Origin of the sequence: Nocardia jejuensis NBRC 103114 (genome assembly GCF_001613145.1) — a bacterium.
Lineage (GTDB): Bacteria > Actinomycetota > Actinomycetes > Mycobacteriales > Mycobacteriaceae > Nocardia > Nocardia jejuensis.
Window position 1 is genome coordinate 48,281 of sequence record NZ_BDBU01000021.1, and the last position, 19,301, is coordinate 67,581.

13 protein-coding genes are annotated in these 19,301 nt (G+C 69.5%); 8 read left to right on the forward strand and 5 right to left on the reverse strand.

Going from position 1 to position 19,301, the window contains the following annotated elements:
* Positions 1-202: 202 nt before the first annotated feature.
* Positions 203-373 (forward strand): DUF2613 domain-containing protein, encoded by a 171-nt coding sequence (locus NJ1_RS16940; RefSeq protein ID WP_084478432.1) that lies wholly within the window; start codon positions 203-205, stop codon positions 371-373.
* An 88-nt stretch (positions 374-461) separates the two neighbouring features.
* A complete protein-coding gene (locus NJ1_RS16945; protein WP_245717431.1) occupies positions 462-4,859 on the forward strand; it encodes an alpha-(1->3)-arabinofuranosyltransferase in 4,398 nt (1,465 codons plus the stop codon).
* A gap of 42 nt (positions 4,860-4,901) precedes the next feature.
* On the opposite strand, the gene NJ1_RS16950 is transcribed toward NJ1_RS16945, so the two are convergent.
* Complete coding sequence (locus NJ1_RS16950) at positions 4,902-6,155, reverse strand: acyltransferase family protein (RefSeq protein WP_084478406.1); 1,254 nt, start codon at positions 6,153-6,155, stop codon at positions 4,902-4,904.
* Between the two features lie 188 nt (positions 6,156-6,343).
* Here NJ1_RS16950 and pgfA point away from each other — a divergent pair, with 188 nt between their 5' ends.
* The 3 genes from pgfA (at position 6,344) to NJ1_RS40540 (ending at position 11,347) form a co-directional block, all read left to right on the forward strand.
* On the forward strand, positions 6,344-7,534 hold the full coding sequence (gene pgfA / locus NJ1_RS16955; protein WP_067694862.1) for a cell envelope lipid trafficking protein PgfA: 1,191 nt from the start codon (positions 6,344-6,346) through the stop codon (positions 7,532-7,534).
* A 206-nt stretch (positions 7,535-7,740) separates the two neighbouring features.
* On the forward strand, positions 7,741-8,979 hold the full coding sequence (locus NJ1_RS16960; protein WP_245717433.1) for a polysaccharide biosynthesis protein: 1,239 nt from the start codon (positions 7,741-7,743) through the stop codon (positions 8,977-8,979).
* 10 nt (positions 8,980-8,989) lie between these two features.
* Positions 8,990-11,347: an MmpA family trehalose lipid delivery protein gene (locus NJ1_RS40540; protein ID WP_245717424.1), complete on the forward strand. Its 2,358-nt coding sequence runs from the start codon at positions 8,990-8,992 to the stop codon at positions 11,345-11,347.
* A gap of 212 nt (positions 11,348-11,559) precedes the next feature.
* On the opposite strand, the gene NJ1_RS16975 is transcribed toward NJ1_RS40540, so the two are convergent.
* Positions 11,560-12,735 carry a glycosyltransferase family 4 protein gene (locus NJ1_RS16975; RefSeq protein ID WP_067694874.1) on the reverse strand — a complete coding sequence of 392 codons (1,176 nt, stop codon included), beginning with the start codon at positions 12,733-12,735 and terminating at the stop codon, positions 11,560-11,562.
* Between the two features lie 237 nt (positions 12,736-12,972).
* Between NJ1_RS16975 and NJ1_RS16980 the strand changes: the two genes are divergently transcribed.
* On the forward strand, positions 12,973-13,854 hold the full coding sequence (locus NJ1_RS16980; protein ID WP_067694877.1) for a class I SAM-dependent methyltransferase: 882 nt from the start codon (positions 12,973-12,975) through the stop codon (positions 13,852-13,854).
* Here NJ1_RS16980 and NJ1_RS16985 read toward each other — a convergent pair.
* Entirely contained in the window at positions 13,816-14,118 is a 303-nt protein-coding gene (locus NJ1_RS16985; RefSeq protein WP_067694879.1) for a hypothetical protein, read from the reverse strand. The genes NJ1_RS16980 and NJ1_RS16985 overlap by 39 nt on opposite strands.
* Before the next feature lie 199 nt (positions 14,119-14,317).
* Complete coding sequence (locus NJ1_RS16990) at positions 14,318-14,530, reverse strand: hypothetical protein (RefSeq protein ID WP_067694882.1); 213 nt, start codon at positions 14,528-14,530, stop codon at positions 14,318-14,320.
* Positions 14,531-14,877: 347 nt separating this feature from the next.
* On the opposite strand from NJ1_RS16990, the gene NJ1_RS16995 reads away from it, so the two are divergent.
* Both NJ1_RS16995 and NJ1_RS17000 read left to right on the forward strand, forming a co-directional pair.
* Entirely contained in the window at positions 14,878-16,311 is a 1,434-nt protein-coding gene (locus NJ1_RS16995) for an aldehyde dehydrogenase (RefSeq protein ID WP_067694885.1), read from the forward strand.
* A gap of 275 nt (positions 16,312-16,586) precedes the next feature.
* Entirely contained in the window at positions 16,587-17,267 is a 681-nt protein-coding gene (locus NJ1_RS17000) for an alpha/beta fold hydrolase (protein WP_067694888.1), read from the forward strand.
* A 75-nt stretch (positions 17,268-17,342) separates the two neighbouring features.
* On the opposite strand, the gene NJ1_RS17005 is transcribed toward NJ1_RS17000, so the two are convergent.
* Entirely contained in the window at positions 17,343-19,169 is a 1,827-nt protein-coding gene (locus tag NJ1_RS17005) for a phosphoenolpyruvate carboxykinase (GTP) (protein WP_067694893.1), read from the reverse strand.
* Positions 19,170-19,301 lie beyond the last annotated feature (132 nt).

Genomic DNA, 19,301 nt, shown 5'->3' on the forward strand with positions numbered 1-19,301 from the left:
AGTCCATTCGGACCTACTTCGACTGCCGGGCCCGCTCTCCCGCCGGGTGCCCGCCCACGGTGTCCACCGTCATCCACCGGGGGCTTTGCCCGGCCCTCGCCCGGAGGCGACCGGGCATCCGGTGCACACTTGTCGGCCAATCGGTGATCGACCTGCTAGGTTGGCTCGAGTTACGCATGCGTCGATGTATGGGAGTTCCGCGATGAAGTTTGCCGTTCCTGGTGCAGCGAGCGCTGTCGGTGGGGCCCTCGTCGGGCTGGCGGCGGTCCTGGTCATCACGATGGCTGCTTCGCAGGACAAGCGCCCCGACATCGACCGCGGCGGCGACGCCGGTTCGTCGCTACTCAACAACGTTGAGTACGGCGCCCGCTGATCGGCTGACCCCCGACCCGCGCCAACCCGAGCACTCGCGGACCGTCGCGACCGGTCCGGCAAAGGACTGGTCGCCGAACACCGCACCGCTGGGCCGCCGCTGGCTGCTCGGCAGCATCCTCACCGCATTCCTGCTGACGTTCCTGCAGGCTCCGGGCCGTACCGTCGCCGACACCAAGTACGACCTGGCTCAGAATCCGCTCGGATTCCTCGACCGCGCGTCGCACCTGTGGAGTAGCCAGTCCTCGATGGGCCAGGTGCAGAACCAGGCGTACGGCTACTTCTTCCCGCACGGCGCGTTCTTCTCCCTCGGACACCTCCTCGGCCTGCCCGCCTGGATCACCCAGCGCATCTGGTGGGCGCTGCTGCTGCTCGCCGGTTTCTGGGGCATCGTGCGCCTCTGCGAAACCCTCGGCCTCGGCAGTCGCGGCAGCCGGATCCTCGCCGCCGTCGCCTACGCCCTCTCCCCGCGCGTCCTGACCACCCTCGGCTCGATCTCCTCGGAGACCCTGCCGATGGTGCTGGCCCCGTGGGTCCTGCTGGCCCCGGCGGCCCTGGGCGTGGCGATGCACCGCCGCAAGACCGCATACCGGGCCGATACGAACGCACCCGGTACGACCGAGACGCCGGGAAGCCCACGGGATTCGTCAGGTCCCGAATTCGCCTCGGCCACCGACTCTCCCGGCCGCTCGATATGGCGGGGTGCGGCCTCGCCCGCGGGCAGCGCGATGGCGCTGGCGCTGATGGGGTCGGTCAACGCGGTCGCGACGGCGGCGGCGTTCCTGCCCGCGGCCCTGTGGTGGATGTCGTACCGGCCGAATCGACTGTGGTGGCGATTCACTCGCGCGTGGATTCCGCTGCTGGTACTCGGGACGCTCTGGTGGGTGGTGCCACTGCTGTTGCTGGGCAAGGTGAGTCCGCCGTTCCTGGACTTCATCGAATCCTCCGGCGTGACCACGCAGTGGGCATCGCTCGCGGAAGTCCTGCGGGGCACCGACAGTTGGACGCCGTTCGTCTCCCCGGAGCGGATCGCGGGCGCGGTGCTGGTCACGCAGCCCGCCGCGGTACTGGCCACCGGAATGCTGGCGGCGGCGGGGCTGGCCGGGCTCGCCATGCGCTCCAATCCCGTACGGGGACGGCTGGTCCTGATCCTGTGCGTCGGGCTGGTCGGGATCTGCGCCGGATACGCCGGGCAGCTGGGCGGGCCGTTCGCGGAGCAGGTACGACTGTTCCTCGACTCCGGTGGCGCGCCGCTGCGGAACGTGCACAAGCTGGAACCGCTCATCCGGTTGCCGCTGGTCCTCGGGCTGGCACATCTGCTCGGCCGGGTGCCGCTGCCCGCCTCGGCACCGATGCCGGTGTGGCGCACGGCCTTCGCGCATCCCGAGCGCGACCGGATGGTGGCGGTCGGCGCGCTGATCCTCACCGCGCTGACGCTGTCCACCTCGCTGGCCTGGACGGGCAAGCTCGCCCCGACCGGTAGCTACGACCGGGTGCCCGGGTATTGGCAGCAGACCGCGGAGTGGCTGGCGCACAACGCTTCCGACACCCGCGCCCTGATCGTTCCCGGTGCGCCCTTCGGCAGTCAGGTGTGGGGGCTGACCCGCGACGAGCCGATCCAGGCGCTGGCGAGCACGCCCTGGGCGGTGCGCGATTCGGTGCCGCTCAATCCGCCCGGCGCGATCCGGGCCATGGATTCGGTGCAGCGGCTCATCGCCGACGGGCGGCCGTCGGCGGGGCTGGCGACGACGCTCGCGAATCAGGGCATCGGAATCCTGGTGCTGCGCAACGATCTCGACCCGGTCACCTCGCGTTCCACCCGGCCGATGCTGGCGCACCGCGCCATCGACGGATCGCCGGGGCTGCGCAAGGTCGAGCAATTCGGCGATCCGGTCGAGGCCGGAAAGGTCGAGGGCCTGGTCGCGGACGAGGATCTGCGGCCCGACTATCCGGCGATCGAGATCTATCGGGTCGACGCCTCGACGCCGGGCACACCGGCCGAAGTACGCAGTGGCGCGGGCGCTCCCGGATCGTTCCCCGGCGCCTACACGGTTCCGCTGGACAGCGTGTCGGTCGTGCAGGGCGGCGCCGAAGCCCTGGAACGGTTGCGGCGCAACCCGGCCATGCCCGAGGGGCCGGTGCTGCTGGACTCCGACGCCACGCGGGCCGGCCTACGCCCGAACTCCGTGACGGTCACCGACACTCCGATGGATCGCGAGACCGACTTCGGCCGCGTGGACAACCACAACTCGGCCCTGCGCGCGCCCGGCGAGGACCGGCGCACACACAACCTGGTGCCGGACTATCCGGTGCCCGGCGCACAGCTGGTGGAGGGCGAATGGTCCGGGGCCACCATCACGGTCTCGAGCTCCGCGGCGGACGCCACTCAGCTCGGCGGCGCCGCGCCCGGCAATTCGACCGCGGGCGTGGTGGACGGTGATCCGGCGACCGGCTGGATCAGCAACGGCATCGAACACGCGGTGGGGCAATGGCTCCGGCTCGATCTCGACATGCCGGTGACCTCGGCGGTCCTGCAGGTGACCAGCAGCGCCGCCGTCATCGGCAGTCCGGTGAAGTGGCTGGAGGTCGCCACCTCCAAGGGCACGGTGGCGGCGCGGATCACCGAACCCGGCGCGCCGGTGTCGATTTCGCTGCCGCCGGGTAAAACCGACTGGATCAAGATCACTGCCGCACGCACCGAGAACGGCAGCGGTGGAGGACAATTCGGCATCAGCGAGCTGACTCTCACCGATTACGCCGACCGCGAGAACCCCAAGCCCGTCGACATCCGGCATCGGACGGTACTGCCGCCGACACCGGCCGGCGTCCCGGTGCAGGGTTGGCAACTCGGGCAGGAATTCCCCGGCCGCAGTTCCTGTTTCGACTCCCCGGACCGGGTGCGCTGCAGCAAGGCGCTGGCCTTGGCCGCCGAGGAACCCGGGCTGTTCGAACGCACCCTGCAGGTGCCGCAGCAGCTCACCGTGAACTCCGATCTGCTCGTGCGCGCCCGGCCCGGACCCGCGCTGGAAGACCTGCTCCGCGACCCGAACCGGCCTGTCGCACACGGTCAGGCCGACGTCACCGACCCGCGCGGCTCCGCACTGGCGGCCACCGACGGGGATCCCCGCACCACCTGGACCGCACCCGAGACCACGGTCCGCAACCCCACCGGGATGAAACCCACCCTCACCATCGACCTGCCCGAACCCGCGCTGGTGACCGGCCTCGAGGTACTGCCCGCACTCGGCGATCTGCCCGCCCACCCCACCTCGATCGCCGTGAACCTGGGCGACGGACCCCAGGTGCGCGAGGTGGATCCGGACTCCGGACGCCCCACCCGCATCGAGGATCTGCACCCGCGGGTCACCGACCGCATCGAGATCAGCATTCAGACCTGGGACGGCGTACTCGACCGCACCGCACTGGGTTTCGCGCAGGAGCAACCCGCCGGACTCGCCGAGGTCGACATCCTCGGCCCCGACTACCCGGCCCCGGCCTCCCCCGACCGCCTCCTGACCATCGACTGCGCCCACGGGCCCACCGTCGCCGCCGCCGGCCGCACCCTGCACACCACCGTCACCGGCACCGCCGCCGAATTCCGTTCCGGCGCACCGATGCCCGCCCGGGTCTGCGCCGCGGAGGACATGCCCGCCGTCGATTCGGTCGCCACCACCGACGAGGCGACCGCCACCGACACCGGCCGATACTCCGAGGACCCGGCCGATTTCGGCATCGATCTGCCCACCGGCCGGGTTGATGTCACCGTTGCCCCCACCGACCTGTTCACCGTCGACGAACTGCGCCTCGACCACACCCCGCTCTCGGGTGCGGCCGCACCGGTCCTCACGCCGGACCCCGCACCTCTCGCCCTGCCCTCGATTCAGGCTCCCGCCGGGACCCGGCTGCTGGTCCTGCCGCTGAGCACGAACGTCGGCTGGCAGGCCGAGGCCGCCGACGGCCACGCACTGAAGCCCGTCGTCATCAACGGCTGGCAGCAGGCCTGGCTGCTCCCGCCCGGCACCGAGGGGCCGATCACCATCGGCTTCCCCGCCGACCGCTGGTACCGCCTGTCCATCTTCGGCGGCCTGCTCCTGTTGATCCCGTTGGCCGCGTTCGCCTTCCGGGGGTCGCTGACCCGGTGGTGGCCCGCCAGCCGTACTCCGGCCGACGACGCTCCCCCGCGCCCTTGGCACAGCTGTACAGCCGGCGCCCTGGGCATCACCGCCGCAGCCGGTCTCATCGCCGGTCCGGTCGGAATCGGGCTCGCCGCAGTCGGTCTCGTCGCCGATCGGCTCCGGCCGCGCGCGTGGCCCCGCATCCTGGTCGCCTTGGCCGGGGGCGGCACCGCCCTGTGCGCGGCGGCCCTGTCCACCGGACCCTGGCGCTCGCCGATGGGTTATATGGGCGCATCGCTGTGGTCCCAGTTCCCCGCCTTGGTCGCCATCGTGGCCGTGGGCATAGCGGCCCTCCCCTCGCGCCGCCGCTGAATCCGGTTCGCGGGCAGTGCAAGTCGCCGCGGGTGAAGTCCGTCAGCCGACGTGGCGACGGGTCCAGAGGCGCAGGGGCTCTTCGATCAGGGCGTAGCTGGCGGCCGCCAGCGGAAGGGTGAAGGCCACGGTCAGGCAGTAGACGAGGATGAAATGGCCTCGGAACGGGACGATTCCGAAGACCGGGAAGATGATCGACAGCACCGCCAGGTGCCAGATGAAGATTCCGAACGACCAGCGGCCGAGTGTGGCGGCGACTCGACCCTCCAGCCAGCGGTGCCGGACGCCGGGACGCAGAACCAGCGGAGCCAACAGCGAAAAGCCGATCACGGCCCCCAACGCCATCTTCGTGACGTACTGCCAGGGCGCACCGTGAGTGAGCCCCTCGGGACCGCCGAGATCCGTCGCCGAGAGCAGGAACGCGACCGCGGCCACCGGCCACATCACCCGGATGTCGCCCGCGATCCGGCGCAGGCGCGGCTGCTCCGCGAGCGGGAGCGCGGCGGCGGCGCCGTCGACGAGCTCGGCCAGCACCATGCCCATGACGAACCACGGGATGTAGGCGGGCAGCCAGTTGTCGGCGTGTATCGCGTCGGGTGTGGGGATCGGAATGAAGTTCCAGCCCAGGAACACCAGCCCGATGCCGAGCAGCACCGGCACGCGCCGGGGCGCCCGCTGCCCGCGCAACCATTTCAGTCCGAGGGCGATCAGCGGCAGCGCTATATAGAAGGCAACCTCCACCGAGAGACTCCACATCTGGGTGAGGCCGTCGGTGAGGGTCAGGGGCACGAACACCTGCAGCAGACCGAGATTCGCGACCCACACCCGGAACCCGGCGGTATGCGCCGCGCTGGGCAACAGGATCAGCACCGCGCAGACAACCGCCCAGTAGGCGGGCAGGATGCGTGCGGCCCGATGCAGGAGATACCGGGCGGCGCTCGGCGAATCGCCGAGACCGCGCGCCGCGGCGGCATGCGGACGCCACAGCAGGAATCCCGACAGGGCGAAGAAGATCGCGACAGTCATATCGAATCGCTCCCAGACCCGCCCGAGTACGGGGTGCCAGCTCGCGCCGGTCTGGAAGGCGACGTGGGTCAGGACGACGCCGAGCGCGGCCAGGGCGCGCATGCCCTCGAGCGCGGGAACGAACACACCGGGGCGGCGGATCGACCGAGCGTCGAGCGTGTCCGCTTTCGGCGCGGCGGCGGGCTGCGCGGCGCTCTCACCACCGTCGGAAGGCGCGTTCACCGGCGCCGGTGGAACCGGGTCGGAGAGCGGGTCGCGGGTGGTGGTCATCCGGACCAGTCTGCCCTGTGGGGTGCCATGTGAGCACCTCGCGTTTGACTTGGGGTCGTTTCGCGATGTTTTCCGGCCTCGGGAGGACCCAGCCAGGCCTCGGACTGTTAGTGTCGGGGCTCACGAGTGCTGCGCGGCGACCGCAGCACTGTTTGGAACGACCTGTTCGGACGACGAGGAGAACCTGCATGGCACTGAGTGCCGGTACCAGAAGGACGGTGGCCTGCCTGCTCGTGGGGCTGGGTGCGATGCTGCTCGTCGCCGCGATCCTGATCCCCACCTACACGGTGAGCCGCCTTGCCAAGACACCGTTGGACCTGGAGATCACCACGATCGCGACCAGCGATCCGAACTCCAAGAGCGAGGTGCTGGACGCCAAGTCGCTGACCTCGCCCACGGGCGCGGCCAAGGTGGATCAGAACGTTCAGCTCGTCTCGCAGCGGTTCCTCACCGTGGAAGATCCCGCGGACGCCCAGGAACTGACAGTTCAGGCGGGTCAGACCCTGCGCCGCATCGACAAGCAGGGTGACACCGGCCTGCTCACCGCGAGCATCGACCGCGTGACCCTGGACCGCAAGACCGGCATGCCGGTCGACGAGGTCGACGGCGGCCCCAACGGCTCCATCGGCTCGACCGTGGACAAGAGCGGCCAGACCGTCATGGACGCCGTGCAGCACACCGGTCTGCAGTACCGCTTCCCGATCGGCACCGAGAAGAAGACGTACCCGTACTTCGATCTCAACGCCCGCAAGACCTACGACATCAACTTCGTCGAAGAGACCGAGATCAACAGCATGAAGGTGTACCACTTTCAGCAGACGATCCCGGCCGTCGACCTCTCCACCGTCGTGAACTCGCCGACCAACAAGCTGTCGCTGCCCGCCGACAAGTGGGGCGTCGAGGGCGGTGAAACCCCGGTCACCATGGTCCGCTGGTACACCAACGTGCGCGATCTGTGGATCGAGCCGGACACCGGCACCGTCATCAAGGGTGGCGAGCAGCTGCACCAGTACTACGCGCGCAACGCCGACAAGCCCGAGGTGAACGTCCTCGAGTCGCACCTGGTCTTCGACGAGAACACCATCGAGTCGCAGATCTCCGTGGCCAAGGAGAACATCGACAAGCTGTCGCTGTACGGGCGCACCCTGCCGATCATCCTCGGCGTCATCGGCGTGATCTCCCTGATCGCCGGCATCGTGATCGGCCTGCTCGGCGGCTCCGGAAACGGCAACGGCCGGCCCCCGGTTCGTCGTGCGGCCCCCGCGCCGGCCGGCGGCCCGACCCCGGGTGGACCGGGCACGGGTGGCTTCGACGCCCCCACGGAGCAGTTCGACATCGGCAAGACCCAGCAGATCGACATGGGCAAGAAGAACCCCTAGTCGTTCCCTGTTCAGCGCAGCGGCCCCGCACCTTTCGAAGGTGCGGGGCCGCTTCTCGTTGCGCGCCCGGCCTTGCATCGAGCCGAGGGCGGGATACCCGTGGGGTGCGGAGATGAGGTGCGGGAGGGGGTGGGAGCATTGCGGGCGTGTCCGTTGTACGCCGTCTGCCTGTGGTCGCGGATTTGACGTTGGTGACGGCGGGGGCGATGACGGCGAATGTCGCCGGATATCTGCTGCAGTTGCTCGCCGGGCGGTGGCTGGGGGTCGCGGGGTACAGCCCGTTCGCGAGTCTGCTGGCGGTGCAGCTGCTGTGTGCGGTGCCCGCGCTGGCCCTGCAGAACGTGGTGGCCCGGGAGGTCGTGCGGGGCGCGAGTGTCGAGTCGGCCCGGGCGCTGGCGCTGCGGTGCGCGGGAATCGTCGCGGTGGTGGCGGTGCCGCTGGCGCCGATCGTGAGCGCGGTGCTGAAGGTGAGCATCACCGCCTCGATCGCGGCATTGGTCGCCGCGCCGATCCTGGTGCTGCTGTCGGGTGAGCAGGGAATCCTGCAGGGGCGCATCCACTTCCGCGAACTGGCCCTCGTCCTCGGCGGTGCGGGCATCGCCCGGGTGACCCCGGCGCTCATCGTGCTGGGACTGGGCGGTGGAACCACCGCGGCCCTCGGGGCCGCCGCGGCCGGAATCGCGATCGCCGCCCTCGCGGCACGGCGCGCGGTCGACCTGCAGGAATCGTCGCGAACCGGTTCGGACCATGAGGCATCCGCACCGGCCGAGCTCAGCTCCGGTTCTGGGTGGGAGCGGGTGCGCTCGCGGATCGATGGCGCGGGGGTGCTGCCGGTGTTCCGGGCGGCGCAGGTGCAGGCGGCGTTGATGGCGTTGTCCTCGGCGGATCTGATCGTGGCTCGAATCGTGTTGGACGAGAACGATGCCGGGCGCTATTCGCTCGGGGCGATCGCCGCGAAGATCGCGTTCTGGCTGCCGCAGGCGGTCGGGGTGGTGCTCTATCCGAGAATGGCGCAGCCGCAGCATTCCGCGCGGGCGGTGCGGTCGGCGCTCGCGGTGTTGATGGCGGTGGGCGCGGTGGCCGTGGCGGGGGCGGCGGTCGCGGCTCCGCTGGCTCCGCTGTTCGCCGGTCAGGACTACGCGCCGGTCCAGGGCGTGCTGTGGGTGTTCGCGCTCGACGGCGCACTGCTGGCGATCCTGCAGGCCGCGCTGCTGTCCGCCATCGCGGCGGATCGCACCGCTCCCGCCGCGATCACCTGGATCGGTCTCGCTGTCGGCGTGGGGATCATGCTCACCTGCGCGCATTCGGTGACCTCGCTGATCACCATCGCGACGGTGACGGTCGCGGTCACCACGGTGGTCATCACCGCGCTCGCGCTGCGCACCGCACACGTGGAGACCGGAAGCGCTTCGCGGGTTCCCGGTTTCGGAGCGAGCGGAACGTAGGGTGCCGGTTGTGAACGCGGAGCGTCGAGGCCGGCTGATCCCCGCCGGTTACAGCCTGCTGCTGGCCCTGCTGGTGGCCGGTCCCCTGCTCCGCCCCGGCTATCTCCTGCTCCGTGACGCGGTGAGCACGCCCCGCTCCTACCTCACCGACTCGGCCCTCGGCCTCGGCGATGCGGCTCCCCGCGCCGTGCCCCAGGACGCTCTGATCGCCGCCCTCTCCCCTGTCATCGACGGCGGCCTGCTCGTGAAAACGATTCTGGTAGCCGCGATCTGGTTCGCGGGCTGGGGTGCTGCCGCTCTCGCCCGCGAAATCCTGGGGGTCACCCTCGCCCCGCAACTGGTGGCCGCCACGCTCGCCATCTGGAACCCCTATGTCGCCGAACGCCTCCTGCAGGGCCACTGGAGTCTGCTCACCGGCTACGCCGCCCTCCCGTGGACGGCCCTGCTGGCCAACCGCTTACGCGCCGACCCTCGATCCGCACCCCGAACCGGGCGGCCACACCCGGCCTCATCGGAATCGCGGTCGGACGAGCACATGCGGATCGACCCACAGGCCTCACAGTCGGTCGGGACCGGAAAGATCGATCCCCGATCCTCACGCTCGGGCAGCCCCACACGAATCCATCCCCAGCCTCCGCAGTCCGGCAGCCCCACGCAGATCCATCCGCGATCTTCACAGTCGGCGGACGAGATCGGTGTCAATTCCCCTGACTCCCAGCGGAAATGGCTGACCTGGGCCGCGCTCGCGGGATGCCTCGCCGCGGCCGGGCTGACGCCGACCGGTTCTCTCCTCGCCGGATGCGTGGCCCTGCTACTGGTCGGACGCCGGAACCTGTTGGGCACCATCGCATTGTGGATCGCCGCATCCGCGCCCTGGCTGGCGGCGACCGCGCTCTCCGGAGCAGGAGCCGAACCCTCCGACCCGGCCGGCGTAGCCGCCTTCGCCGCCCGGGCCGAACCCTGCCTCGGCACCCTCGGCAGCCTCGCCGGCCTCGGCGGCATCTGGAACAGCACAGCGGTCCCCGACTCCCGCACCACCTGCTACGCCGTCATCGGCACCGCCCTCCTCCTCTCCCTGGTCGCCACCGGCCTCCGCACCGTCCTGTGCCCGCGCACCACCGCCTCCACCGCAAACACCAGCGACGTCGGTGCCGCACCCCGAACTGTTCCCCCTTTCTCCAGCGTCGACGCAGGGACGGCCCGACCTGCCTCCAGCGATCCGCACGACGAACCCGAGAGCCCGGATCACGCTGGTCACCACCTCGAATCCCGTTCGGGCACAGCGTCCGGTCACGACATCGGCCGGGGCGACGAGGTCCGCGATCACCGGCTCGGTCGAGGGGATGGCGGCGATATCGTCGCGCGCGGCGATGATCGCGAGCCACGCGGCGAAGTCGGCGGGGATGCCGGCACCGGCGACGTGCGATCCGACTTCGGCTCGAGGACAGTGAGTTCGGAGGATTCGCGCAGGGTCGGGCGGGTGCTGGTGGGGTTGGCCGTGGCGGCGGTGCTGCTGCCCGCGCTCGGGGCCACCGGGTGGGGGATATCGGTCGGGGAGCTGCTGGTGACGAAGGTGCCGGGGGCCGGGCTGCTTCGCGATACGCAGAAGTATGTGGCGCTGGCTGTTCCGGCATACGCGTTGTGCGCGGCGGCGGGAAGCCGGGCGGTGGCGCAGTGGGTGGCGGCCCGACGGACCGGATCGGGGCCGGATGCGGCGCGGGTCGGTGCCGTCGCGGCGGTGTTCGTGGTGCTGTTGTCGATCGCGCTGCCGGACTTGGGGTTCGGGGTGGGCGGTGCGATGCGGGCGGTGCGATATCCGGCCGGATGGGAGCACGCGGCGGCCGCCGTGGACGGTCCCGGGGATGTGGCGGTGCTGCCCGGCGGGATGTTCCGGAAGTTCCGGTATTCCGGGAGCGCGCCGGTGCTGGATCCGGCTCCTCGGACGTTGCCGAACGACGTGTTGCAGACGGGTGAGCTGCCGGTGCGCGGGGGAAGTGTTGCGGGAGAGGGTGGTCGGGCCCGGGATGTCGAGCAGCTGCTGCTTCGCGGCGGATCGGCGACCGAGCTGGGGCGGCTAGGAGTCGGATGGGTCCTGGTGGAAGCCGGGACGCCGGGCCCGCTGGGAGAGTCGAAAAATACACTGGAACAGCTGAAGCCGGTGTACTCGGATCGCGATCTGCGGCTGTATCGCGTACCCGGTGACATCGCCGACCACGACGCGTCGGCTGCGGCCCGGTGGGGTTCGGGCATCGCCCACCTGGTGTGGGGCGCGCTGCTGCTGTCCGGCCTCGCGGCGGCCTTCGGGCGAGCGTGGAGTCGGCGGGCGGCCGAAACCGATGTGGGACAAGCGATCCGGCCGGCGCGCTAGCCCTCGAGCATGAAAACTGCTGCGGCATAGTGTAAGCGAGCACCGACCGGCGCGTCCCGTAATCCGCGCGGCTGAACGGGACCGCAGTCCATGATCACCGCGGTCCGCCTCCGGCGCACCGGCCCCTCGGGGAACACGGCGGTTCGCGAGCGCTGATCCTCGCACGTCGTGAGGTCGGCGCGCGCGATGGCCCGCACGCCGAACGATGCGACCTACACGGTCGAGGGGGTGACCGCCACCAGTCCCGATACCCGCTCACCGCGGGCGACGGCGGACAGCACGTCGAAGACACCGTTTCCGGTTTGCTCCCAGGAGAATTCGCGCGCCCGGGCGCGGGCCTTCTCCCCCAGGACGGTGCGCGCTTCCCGGTTGTCCAGGAGGTCACCCACGGCCTCGGTGAGCTGGGCGGCGTCATCGACCAGCAGGCCGGTGACCCCGTCCACGATGGAATCGGTGAGGCCGCGCGAGCTGCGGTAGCCGACGGTGGGGACGCCGTGCTGGGCGGCCTCGATGACCGCCAGGCCCCAGCCCTCCTTGCGGGAGGGCAGGACGTGCACCCAGGCGCGGGCGAGGAGTTCGTGTTTGCGGTCTTCCTCGACGTGGCCGTGGAACGTGACGGCATCGGCGATGCCCAGGTCACGGGCGTGCGTGCGCAGGTTGTCCGCCCACCAGCCGTCGCCGATCACGTCCAGGTGCAGCCCGGGCACGCGGGCGCGCAGGCCCGCGACCACCGCCATGGCGTCCTCGATCTGCTTGTGCGGCACCAGCCGCGACAGCACCACGATGCTCGGATGCGCGGTGCGGGTGGCGTCGCTCCCGGCGGGCACGCGCGCGGGAACGGGCTCGGCGCCGTTGCGCACCACCGCGATTCGCGTTCCGGCCACCCCGAGCGCGGTGAGCTCCTCCGCCGACGGCAGCGACACCGTCAGATATTGATTGTCGCGATGCACGCGCGGCGAGAGCCGGGATTCGATCCACCAGCCGATCCGGCCGATCAATCGGCCGGCGACGGGCCACTGCTCGCGGTGCCCGTGATGCACGAGCACCACGGTCGGTGCGGGGGCCGCGGCGCGGGCGAAGAAGGGAATGCCGTTCTGGGTGTCGATCACCGCGTCCGGGCGCAGACCCCGGAGTGGTCCGAGCCCGATCCGGCCGAACGCGATGGCGGCCAGCGCGCGCGGGTACACGGTGTACGGCCCGCCGCCGCGACTGATCTCGATGCCGTCGATCCGTTCCCGCTTGACCGCGCCCGGATACCGGGCGGTACGCAGGGTGACCTTCACGCCACGAGCCGCCAATTGCGCCCCGACCTGCTCCAGGTACCGTTCACTGCCCCCGCCCTGCGGATGCCCGGTGTCGCGCCAGCACAGCAGCAGCACTTCACGCACGGGCAGATCTCCAAGGTCACTTTTCGGGGGACGGACAGACAACGGGCTCCACAATATAGGCCGAGTTCGATTGCCGGACCACCAGCGTTCAGCGGACCTGATATGCCCATCGGCGCAGCGCCCGGCGATGTAACACCCCATCCCGCCCGAGCCCGGCCGTCCACCGGGGGTTCTGCGGCTTCCCGGCCGGGTACGGCAGGCGCGGGGGCACCGCGCGGCTGTGTCAGACTGGCCGCCATGCTTCGAGCCGAGCACGCCGGATTGCGCCGCGCCGTGAGACGCCCGCGTTTCGCCCGCCGGGCGACGCTGCGCAGGTCGCTACGGTTGCTCGGCAGTTTCCGGTTCGAGCAGACCGATCCGGCCCGCTTCTACGGTGGCGTGGCCGTGGATACGGCCGAGTTGGTGAGCGACTTCTACCGTGATCTCGCCGGACGTTCGCTGCGCGGCACCATCGTGCTGGACGTGGGCGGCGGGCCGGGCTATTTCGCGGACGAATTCGACCGCGAAGGTGCCCGCTATGTCCCGGTAGAACCGGATCCGTCGGAAATGCACGCGGCCGGTCTGCGCGTCGCCGGTTCGGTGCGCGGTTCGGGAATGGCGCTGCCTTTCCGCGATGACGCGGTCGATGTCTGCATTTCCTCGAATGTGGCCGAGCATGTGCCCCAGCCGTGGGTAATGGCCGATGAAATGCTGCGGGTGACCAAGCCGGGCGGTCTGATGGTTTTCTCGTACACCGTCTGGCTGGGTCCGTTCGGCGGCCACGAAACCGGACCGTGGCATTACCTGGGCGGTGAATACGCGGCCCGGCGATATCTGCGCACCCGGGGGCGCGAGCCGAAGAACAGATTCGGGAAGTCGCTGTTCGCGGTGCGCGCGGCCGAGGGCTTGCGCTGGGCGGACGCGACTCCGGACGACGTCGAGGTGCTCGCGGTATTTCCCCGCTACCATCCGCGCTGGGCGTGGTGGATGGTGCGGGTGCCGGGCCTGCGTGAGGTGCTGGTCAGCAATCTGGTGGTGGTGGCCACCAAGCGAGCGAAAGACACTGCGACCGAATCGAATACGACTCCGGGCGAATCGGTCTCAGCGCTCGAATCTGCCGCGGCGCCAGAATCGGCGTAAACCGTCGTGCCGTTCCTGTTCGCCCCACGGTGACTCCTGGGTAGCCAGCCCGACCGTCTCCATCGCGGTCAGACCGACCTGGCACGCCAGCGCGTTCACCGCAGCTACCGCCTCGGCCGCCTGTAGCGCGGCGGTCGCCTGCGCCGTGGTGAGCGTGCGCCCGGGCAGGAACGAGACCACCCAACCTCCGATGCCGACGCTTTTCGCCTGGTGCGGGGTGAGATCACTGGTCATCAGCGATCGACCGACAACTTGCAATGCCATGACTCGGACTCCCCTGTGCGATAACGGTTCACATCTGAGCGAGCTATCCACGATAGCTATAAAGCATGCTCGCTACAGGTGCCGAATGCAATAGTGCGTTTCACGAAAAGCGAACCGACAGGTTGGAATTCGATTATTCAGGATGCCAGGCGATAGCCAAGAGTGTGCGGGAACTATTGCGGCGCAGTATTTCCGGCGACTACCGGAGTTGAGACGGGACCAAACGCAACACCGGCTGGCCGAGGCGGTCCGACGGCGGGGGAACCTCCGCGACCTCCACTCGCCAACCCGGCGGCAGCACCCTTTGCAACTGGCTCGCAGCCCGCTGCATCGGCGTACTGACAGGCATCGAATCGACTTCAGTTATCCCGGAGAAACTGAAAGCATCGATGTCCACATTGGTCATGCTCATTCGGCCACCCTTCGAGTAACGAAACAGCGGTCACCGCGGAACAAGAGAGTGGAGAAAGGTCGCGGCAACAAGCGTACCAAGAGCTAATTTTTAGCAACCGACCAGATCGGCGGGAAAGCGAAAGCCACGCAGAGCATAAGCCACCGCCGCGCGAACCGAATTGCGAACCGCACGCCGAATACTCCGTTCGGCGCGCCGCGCCCTGCGCGCGTCGCGATTCGAATCAGGCGGCACGCGACGACCCATTCGCCGGAATCGACTGTGCCTCCGAAGAAATCCCACTCAGCGGGACGCTGGTCCGGACTACGGTACAGACAATCGTCGAGGCAAAACTGTAACGTGTTCTCATGGAGTACCAGAGTCTGTTCATCGGCGGCCGCTGGACCGCGCCGGCCGGCACCGACACCATCAGCGTCGTCTCGCCCGCCACCCTCGAAACCGTCGGCAGCGTCCCCGCCCCCACCCGTGCCGACGTCGATGCCGCGGTCACCGCCGCACGTCAGGCCTTCGATCACGGCCCGTGGCCCTCGACCCCGCCCGAGGAGCGCGCCGAACTGCTCGCCCGCGTCGTGGCCCTGCTCGACCAGCGCTCCGGCGATCTGACCGCGGCCCTGTCCGCGGAGATGGGCGCACCCGCCATGGCCGCGGGCACCCTCAACTATGTGCCCGCCCGCGCCACCCTCGATTTCTACGCCGGACTCGGAAAAGCCTTCCCCTGGACCGAAACCCGCACCGGCATCTTCGGCACCAGCCGGGTCTCGCGCGAGCCGATCGGTGTGGTCGCGGCCGTCATCGCCTGGAACGTGCCGCTGTTCCTCGCGGTCAACAAGCTCGCCCCGGCCCTGCTCGCCGGCTGCACCGTGGTGCTCAAGCCCGCGCCGCTGACGCCGCTGGCCGCCAACCTGCTGGCCGACCTGTTCACCGAGGCCGGGCTGCCCGAGGGCGTGCTGTCGGTACTGCCCGCCGAGGCCGAGGTCGCGGAGTATCTGGTCTCGCATCCCGGCGTGGACAAGGTGACCTTCACCGGCAGCACCGCCGTCGGCCGCAAGATCGCCGCGCTGGCGGGCAGTCAGCTCAAGCGCTGCTCGCTGGAGCTCGGCGGTAAATCGGCCGCGATCCTCCTGCCCGACATGGACATCGCCGAGATGCCCAAGCTCGCGTTCGCCGGGCTGATGAACAGCGGGCAGGCCTGCGTCGCGCAGACCCGCATCCTCGCTCCGCGCTCACGCTATGACGAGATCATCGACTCCCTGCTGGAATCCGTGCGCGCCTTCCCCGTGGGTCTGCCCGACGATCCGGCGGCGCAATTGGGCCCGCTGATCTCCAAGGCGCAGCGCGAACGCGTCGAGGGCTACATCGCCAAGGGCAAGGACGAGGGCGCTCGCCTGCTGACCGGTGGCAACCGCCCGGACAACCTGCCCGGCTACTACCTCGAGCCGACCGTCTTCGCGGATGTCTCGAACACCATGACCATCGCGCGCGAGGAGATCTTCGGCCCGGTGCTCTCGGTGCTGCCCTACGACACCGAGGAGGAGGCCATCGCGATCGCCAACGACAGCGACTACGGCCTCGCCGGTTCGGTCTGGACGACCGATATCGAGCACGGCGCCGCCGTCGCGGCCAAGGTGCGCACGGGCACCTACGCCATCAACTGGTACGCCTTCGATCCGTGCGCGCCCTTCGGCGGCTACAAGACCTCCGGCATCGGCCGCGAGAACGGCCCCGAGGGCCTGGATGCCTACTGCGAGCAGAAGTCGTTGCTCATGCCCTTCGGCTCGTAAGGCCTCGGCGCCGCAACGCAACTCCGGGCGGCCGCACCGATTCGGTGCGGCCGCCCGCTTGCACGGATACCGGTTCCTGCGAGTCACGCGGGCAGGCGACGTTCACGCGTCGTGTGCCGAGCCCCTTGCGGACCGGCCAGCCGCGCGGGGCTGCGCGGATCGGTGTTCGGACGCTCCGTGGGTGAACCTGTCGCCTGTTCAGCGGGCGGGATCTGTCGGCGGTCCTCGTTACGCTGGCCCGTGACCGGATCGTTCGAGCGCAGAGGATCATTCGCATGAAGTCCGACGGCAGCGCGACCTTTGTCCTGATTCACGGTGGCGGCAGCAGTTCGTGGGACTGGCATCTGGTGGAGCCCCGGCTGCGCGAGCACGGGCACCGCGTCATCGCGGTGGATCTGCCGATCGAGGATCCGTCGACCGGCATCTCCGAGTACGCCGACGCGGTGATCGCCGGGCTCGGGGACGCCTCGAACGTCGTCGTGGTCGCGCATTCGTTCGGTGGTCTCACCGCGCCCGTGGTGGCCGCGCGCACCGACGTCGACCTCCTGATTCTGCTGAGCGCCATGATTCCGGTTCCGGGACAGGCCCCGGGCGACTGGTGGTCCGGCAGCGGGCACAGCGCGCTCGGGATCAAGATGGACACCGAGCAGGAGATGATCGACGCCTTCCTGCACGATGTCCCACCCGAATTGGCGGCCGACTCCATGAAGCACGGGCGCGACCAAACCGAGGCGAACGCCGAGCTGCCGATCCCCTTGGACGCCTGGCCGGATGTCCCGACCCGCTTCCTGCTCTGCCGCGACGACCACTTCTTCCCGCCGGAGTTCATGCGCCCCTTGGTGATCGAGCGACTCGGCTTCGCACCCGACGAAATCGACGGCAGCCACTGCGTGATGCTCAGCAGGCCGATCGAACTCGCCGACCGTCTGCACCAGTTCTGGACGGAACTCGAATAACCCCCGACTGGCCCCCGAAGCGAAACGGCCCGCACCTTGAAGGTGCGGGCCGTTTCGGAGCTCAGGGCGTGGCGCTCAGGCCAGGCGCTCCTTCAGGGCCTCGAACTCGTCGCGCACGCCCGAGGGCAGCTTCTCGCCGACGAACTCGAACCACTCCTCGATCAGCGGAATCTCGCGCTTCCACTCCTCGGCGTCGACCCGCAGCGCCTCGTCGACGTCGGCGGGGTTCACGTCCAGGCCCTCGAGGTCCAGGTCACCGGCGACCGGCACATTGCCGATCGGGGTGGGCTGGGCGCCGGAGGTGCCTTCGATGCGGCCGACGATCCACTCCAGTACGCGGGAGTTCTCGCCGAATCCGGGCCACAGGAAGCGGCCGTCGTCGCCACGGCGGAACCAGTTGACGTAGAAGATCTTCGGCAGCTTGTTCGCGTCCGCGTTCTTGCCCAGGTTCACCCAGTGGCCCAGGTAGTCACCGACGTGGTAGCCCAGGAACGGGATCATGGCCATCGGGTCGCGGCGGACGGTGCCGACCTTGCCCTCGGCGGCGGCGGTCTGCTCCGAGGAGAGGGTCGCGCCCATGAACACGCCGTGCTGCCAGTCGAACGACTCGGTCACCAGCGGGATGGTGGTCTTGCGGCGGCCGCCGAACAGGATGGCCGAGATCGGCACGCCCTGCGGGTCGTCCCATTCCGGCGCCAGGGTCGGGCACTGCGACATCGGGGTGCAGTAGCGCGAGTTCGGGTGCGCGGCGAGGGTTTCGGACTCGCGCTCGTACCAGTCGTTGCCCTTCCAGTCGATCAGGTGGTCGGGATGGCCCTCGAGGCCCTCCCACCACACGTCGCCGTCATCGGTCAGCGCCACGTTGGTGTAGACCGTGTTGCCGGCGTCGATGGTCGCCATCGCGTTCGGGTTGGACGAGTGGTTGGTGCCCGGCGCGACGCCGAAGAAACCGAACTCCGGGTTGACGGCGTAGAGCTGCCCGTCCTTGCCGAAGCGCATCCACGCGATGTCGTCACCGAGGGTCTCGGCGCGCCAGCCCGGGACGGTCGGCTGCAGCATGGCGAGGTTGGTCTTGCCACAGGCCGACGGGAACGCGGCGGCGATGTAGTAGGCCTTGTTCTCGGGCGAGATCAGCTTGAGGATGAGCATGTGCTCGGCGAGCCAGCCCTCGTCGTGCGCCATGGCCGAGGCGATGCGCAGCGAGTAGCACTTCTTGCCCAGCAGGGCGTTGCCGCCGTAACCCGAACCGTAGGACCAGATCTCACGGTCTTCGGGGAAGTGGGTGATGTACTTGGTGTCGTTGCACGGCCACGGCACGTCGGCCTGGCCCTCGGCCAGCGGAGCGCCGACCGAGTGCAGCGCCTTCACGAACGGCTTGTCGGTGCCGAGCTTCTCCAGCGCGGCGGCACCGGCGCGGGTCATCACGCGCATCGAGACCACGACGTACTCGGAGTCGGTGAGTTCCACGCCCAGTTTGGGGTCCTCGGCGCCGAGCGGGCCCATGCAGAACGGCACCACGTACATGGTGCGGCCCTTCATCGAGCCGCGGTACAGCTCGGTCATGGTGGCGCGCATCTCGGAGGGCTCGACCCAGTTGTTGGTCGGGCCGGAGTCGGACTCGTTGCGGGAACAGATGTACGTGCGGGATTCGACACGCGCGACATCGGAGGGATCGGACAGGGCCAGGTACGAGTTCGGCTTCTTCTGCTCGTTCAGCTTCTTGAACGTGCCGGCCGCGACGAGCTGCTCGGAGAGCCGCACAGCCTCTTCCTCGGAGCCGTCGACCCAGACCACGCGATCGGGCTGGGTGAGTTCTGCGACCTCCTGTACCCAGGCAAGCAGTTCCTTGTGCTCGGTGGGCGCGGTGCCATCGTGAAGACCAGGAATGGTCGCTGAGGTCATGAAAACTCTCCTGAGATGGGCGGCTCGGGGCGGCTCGAGCTGGGCGTTCGACCTAGCCCGCGACACCGAGTGCCACCAATTGCGGCAAGGCCCCCGCCCGTCTTGCCGGTAGCACGTCCCGGATGGACGGCG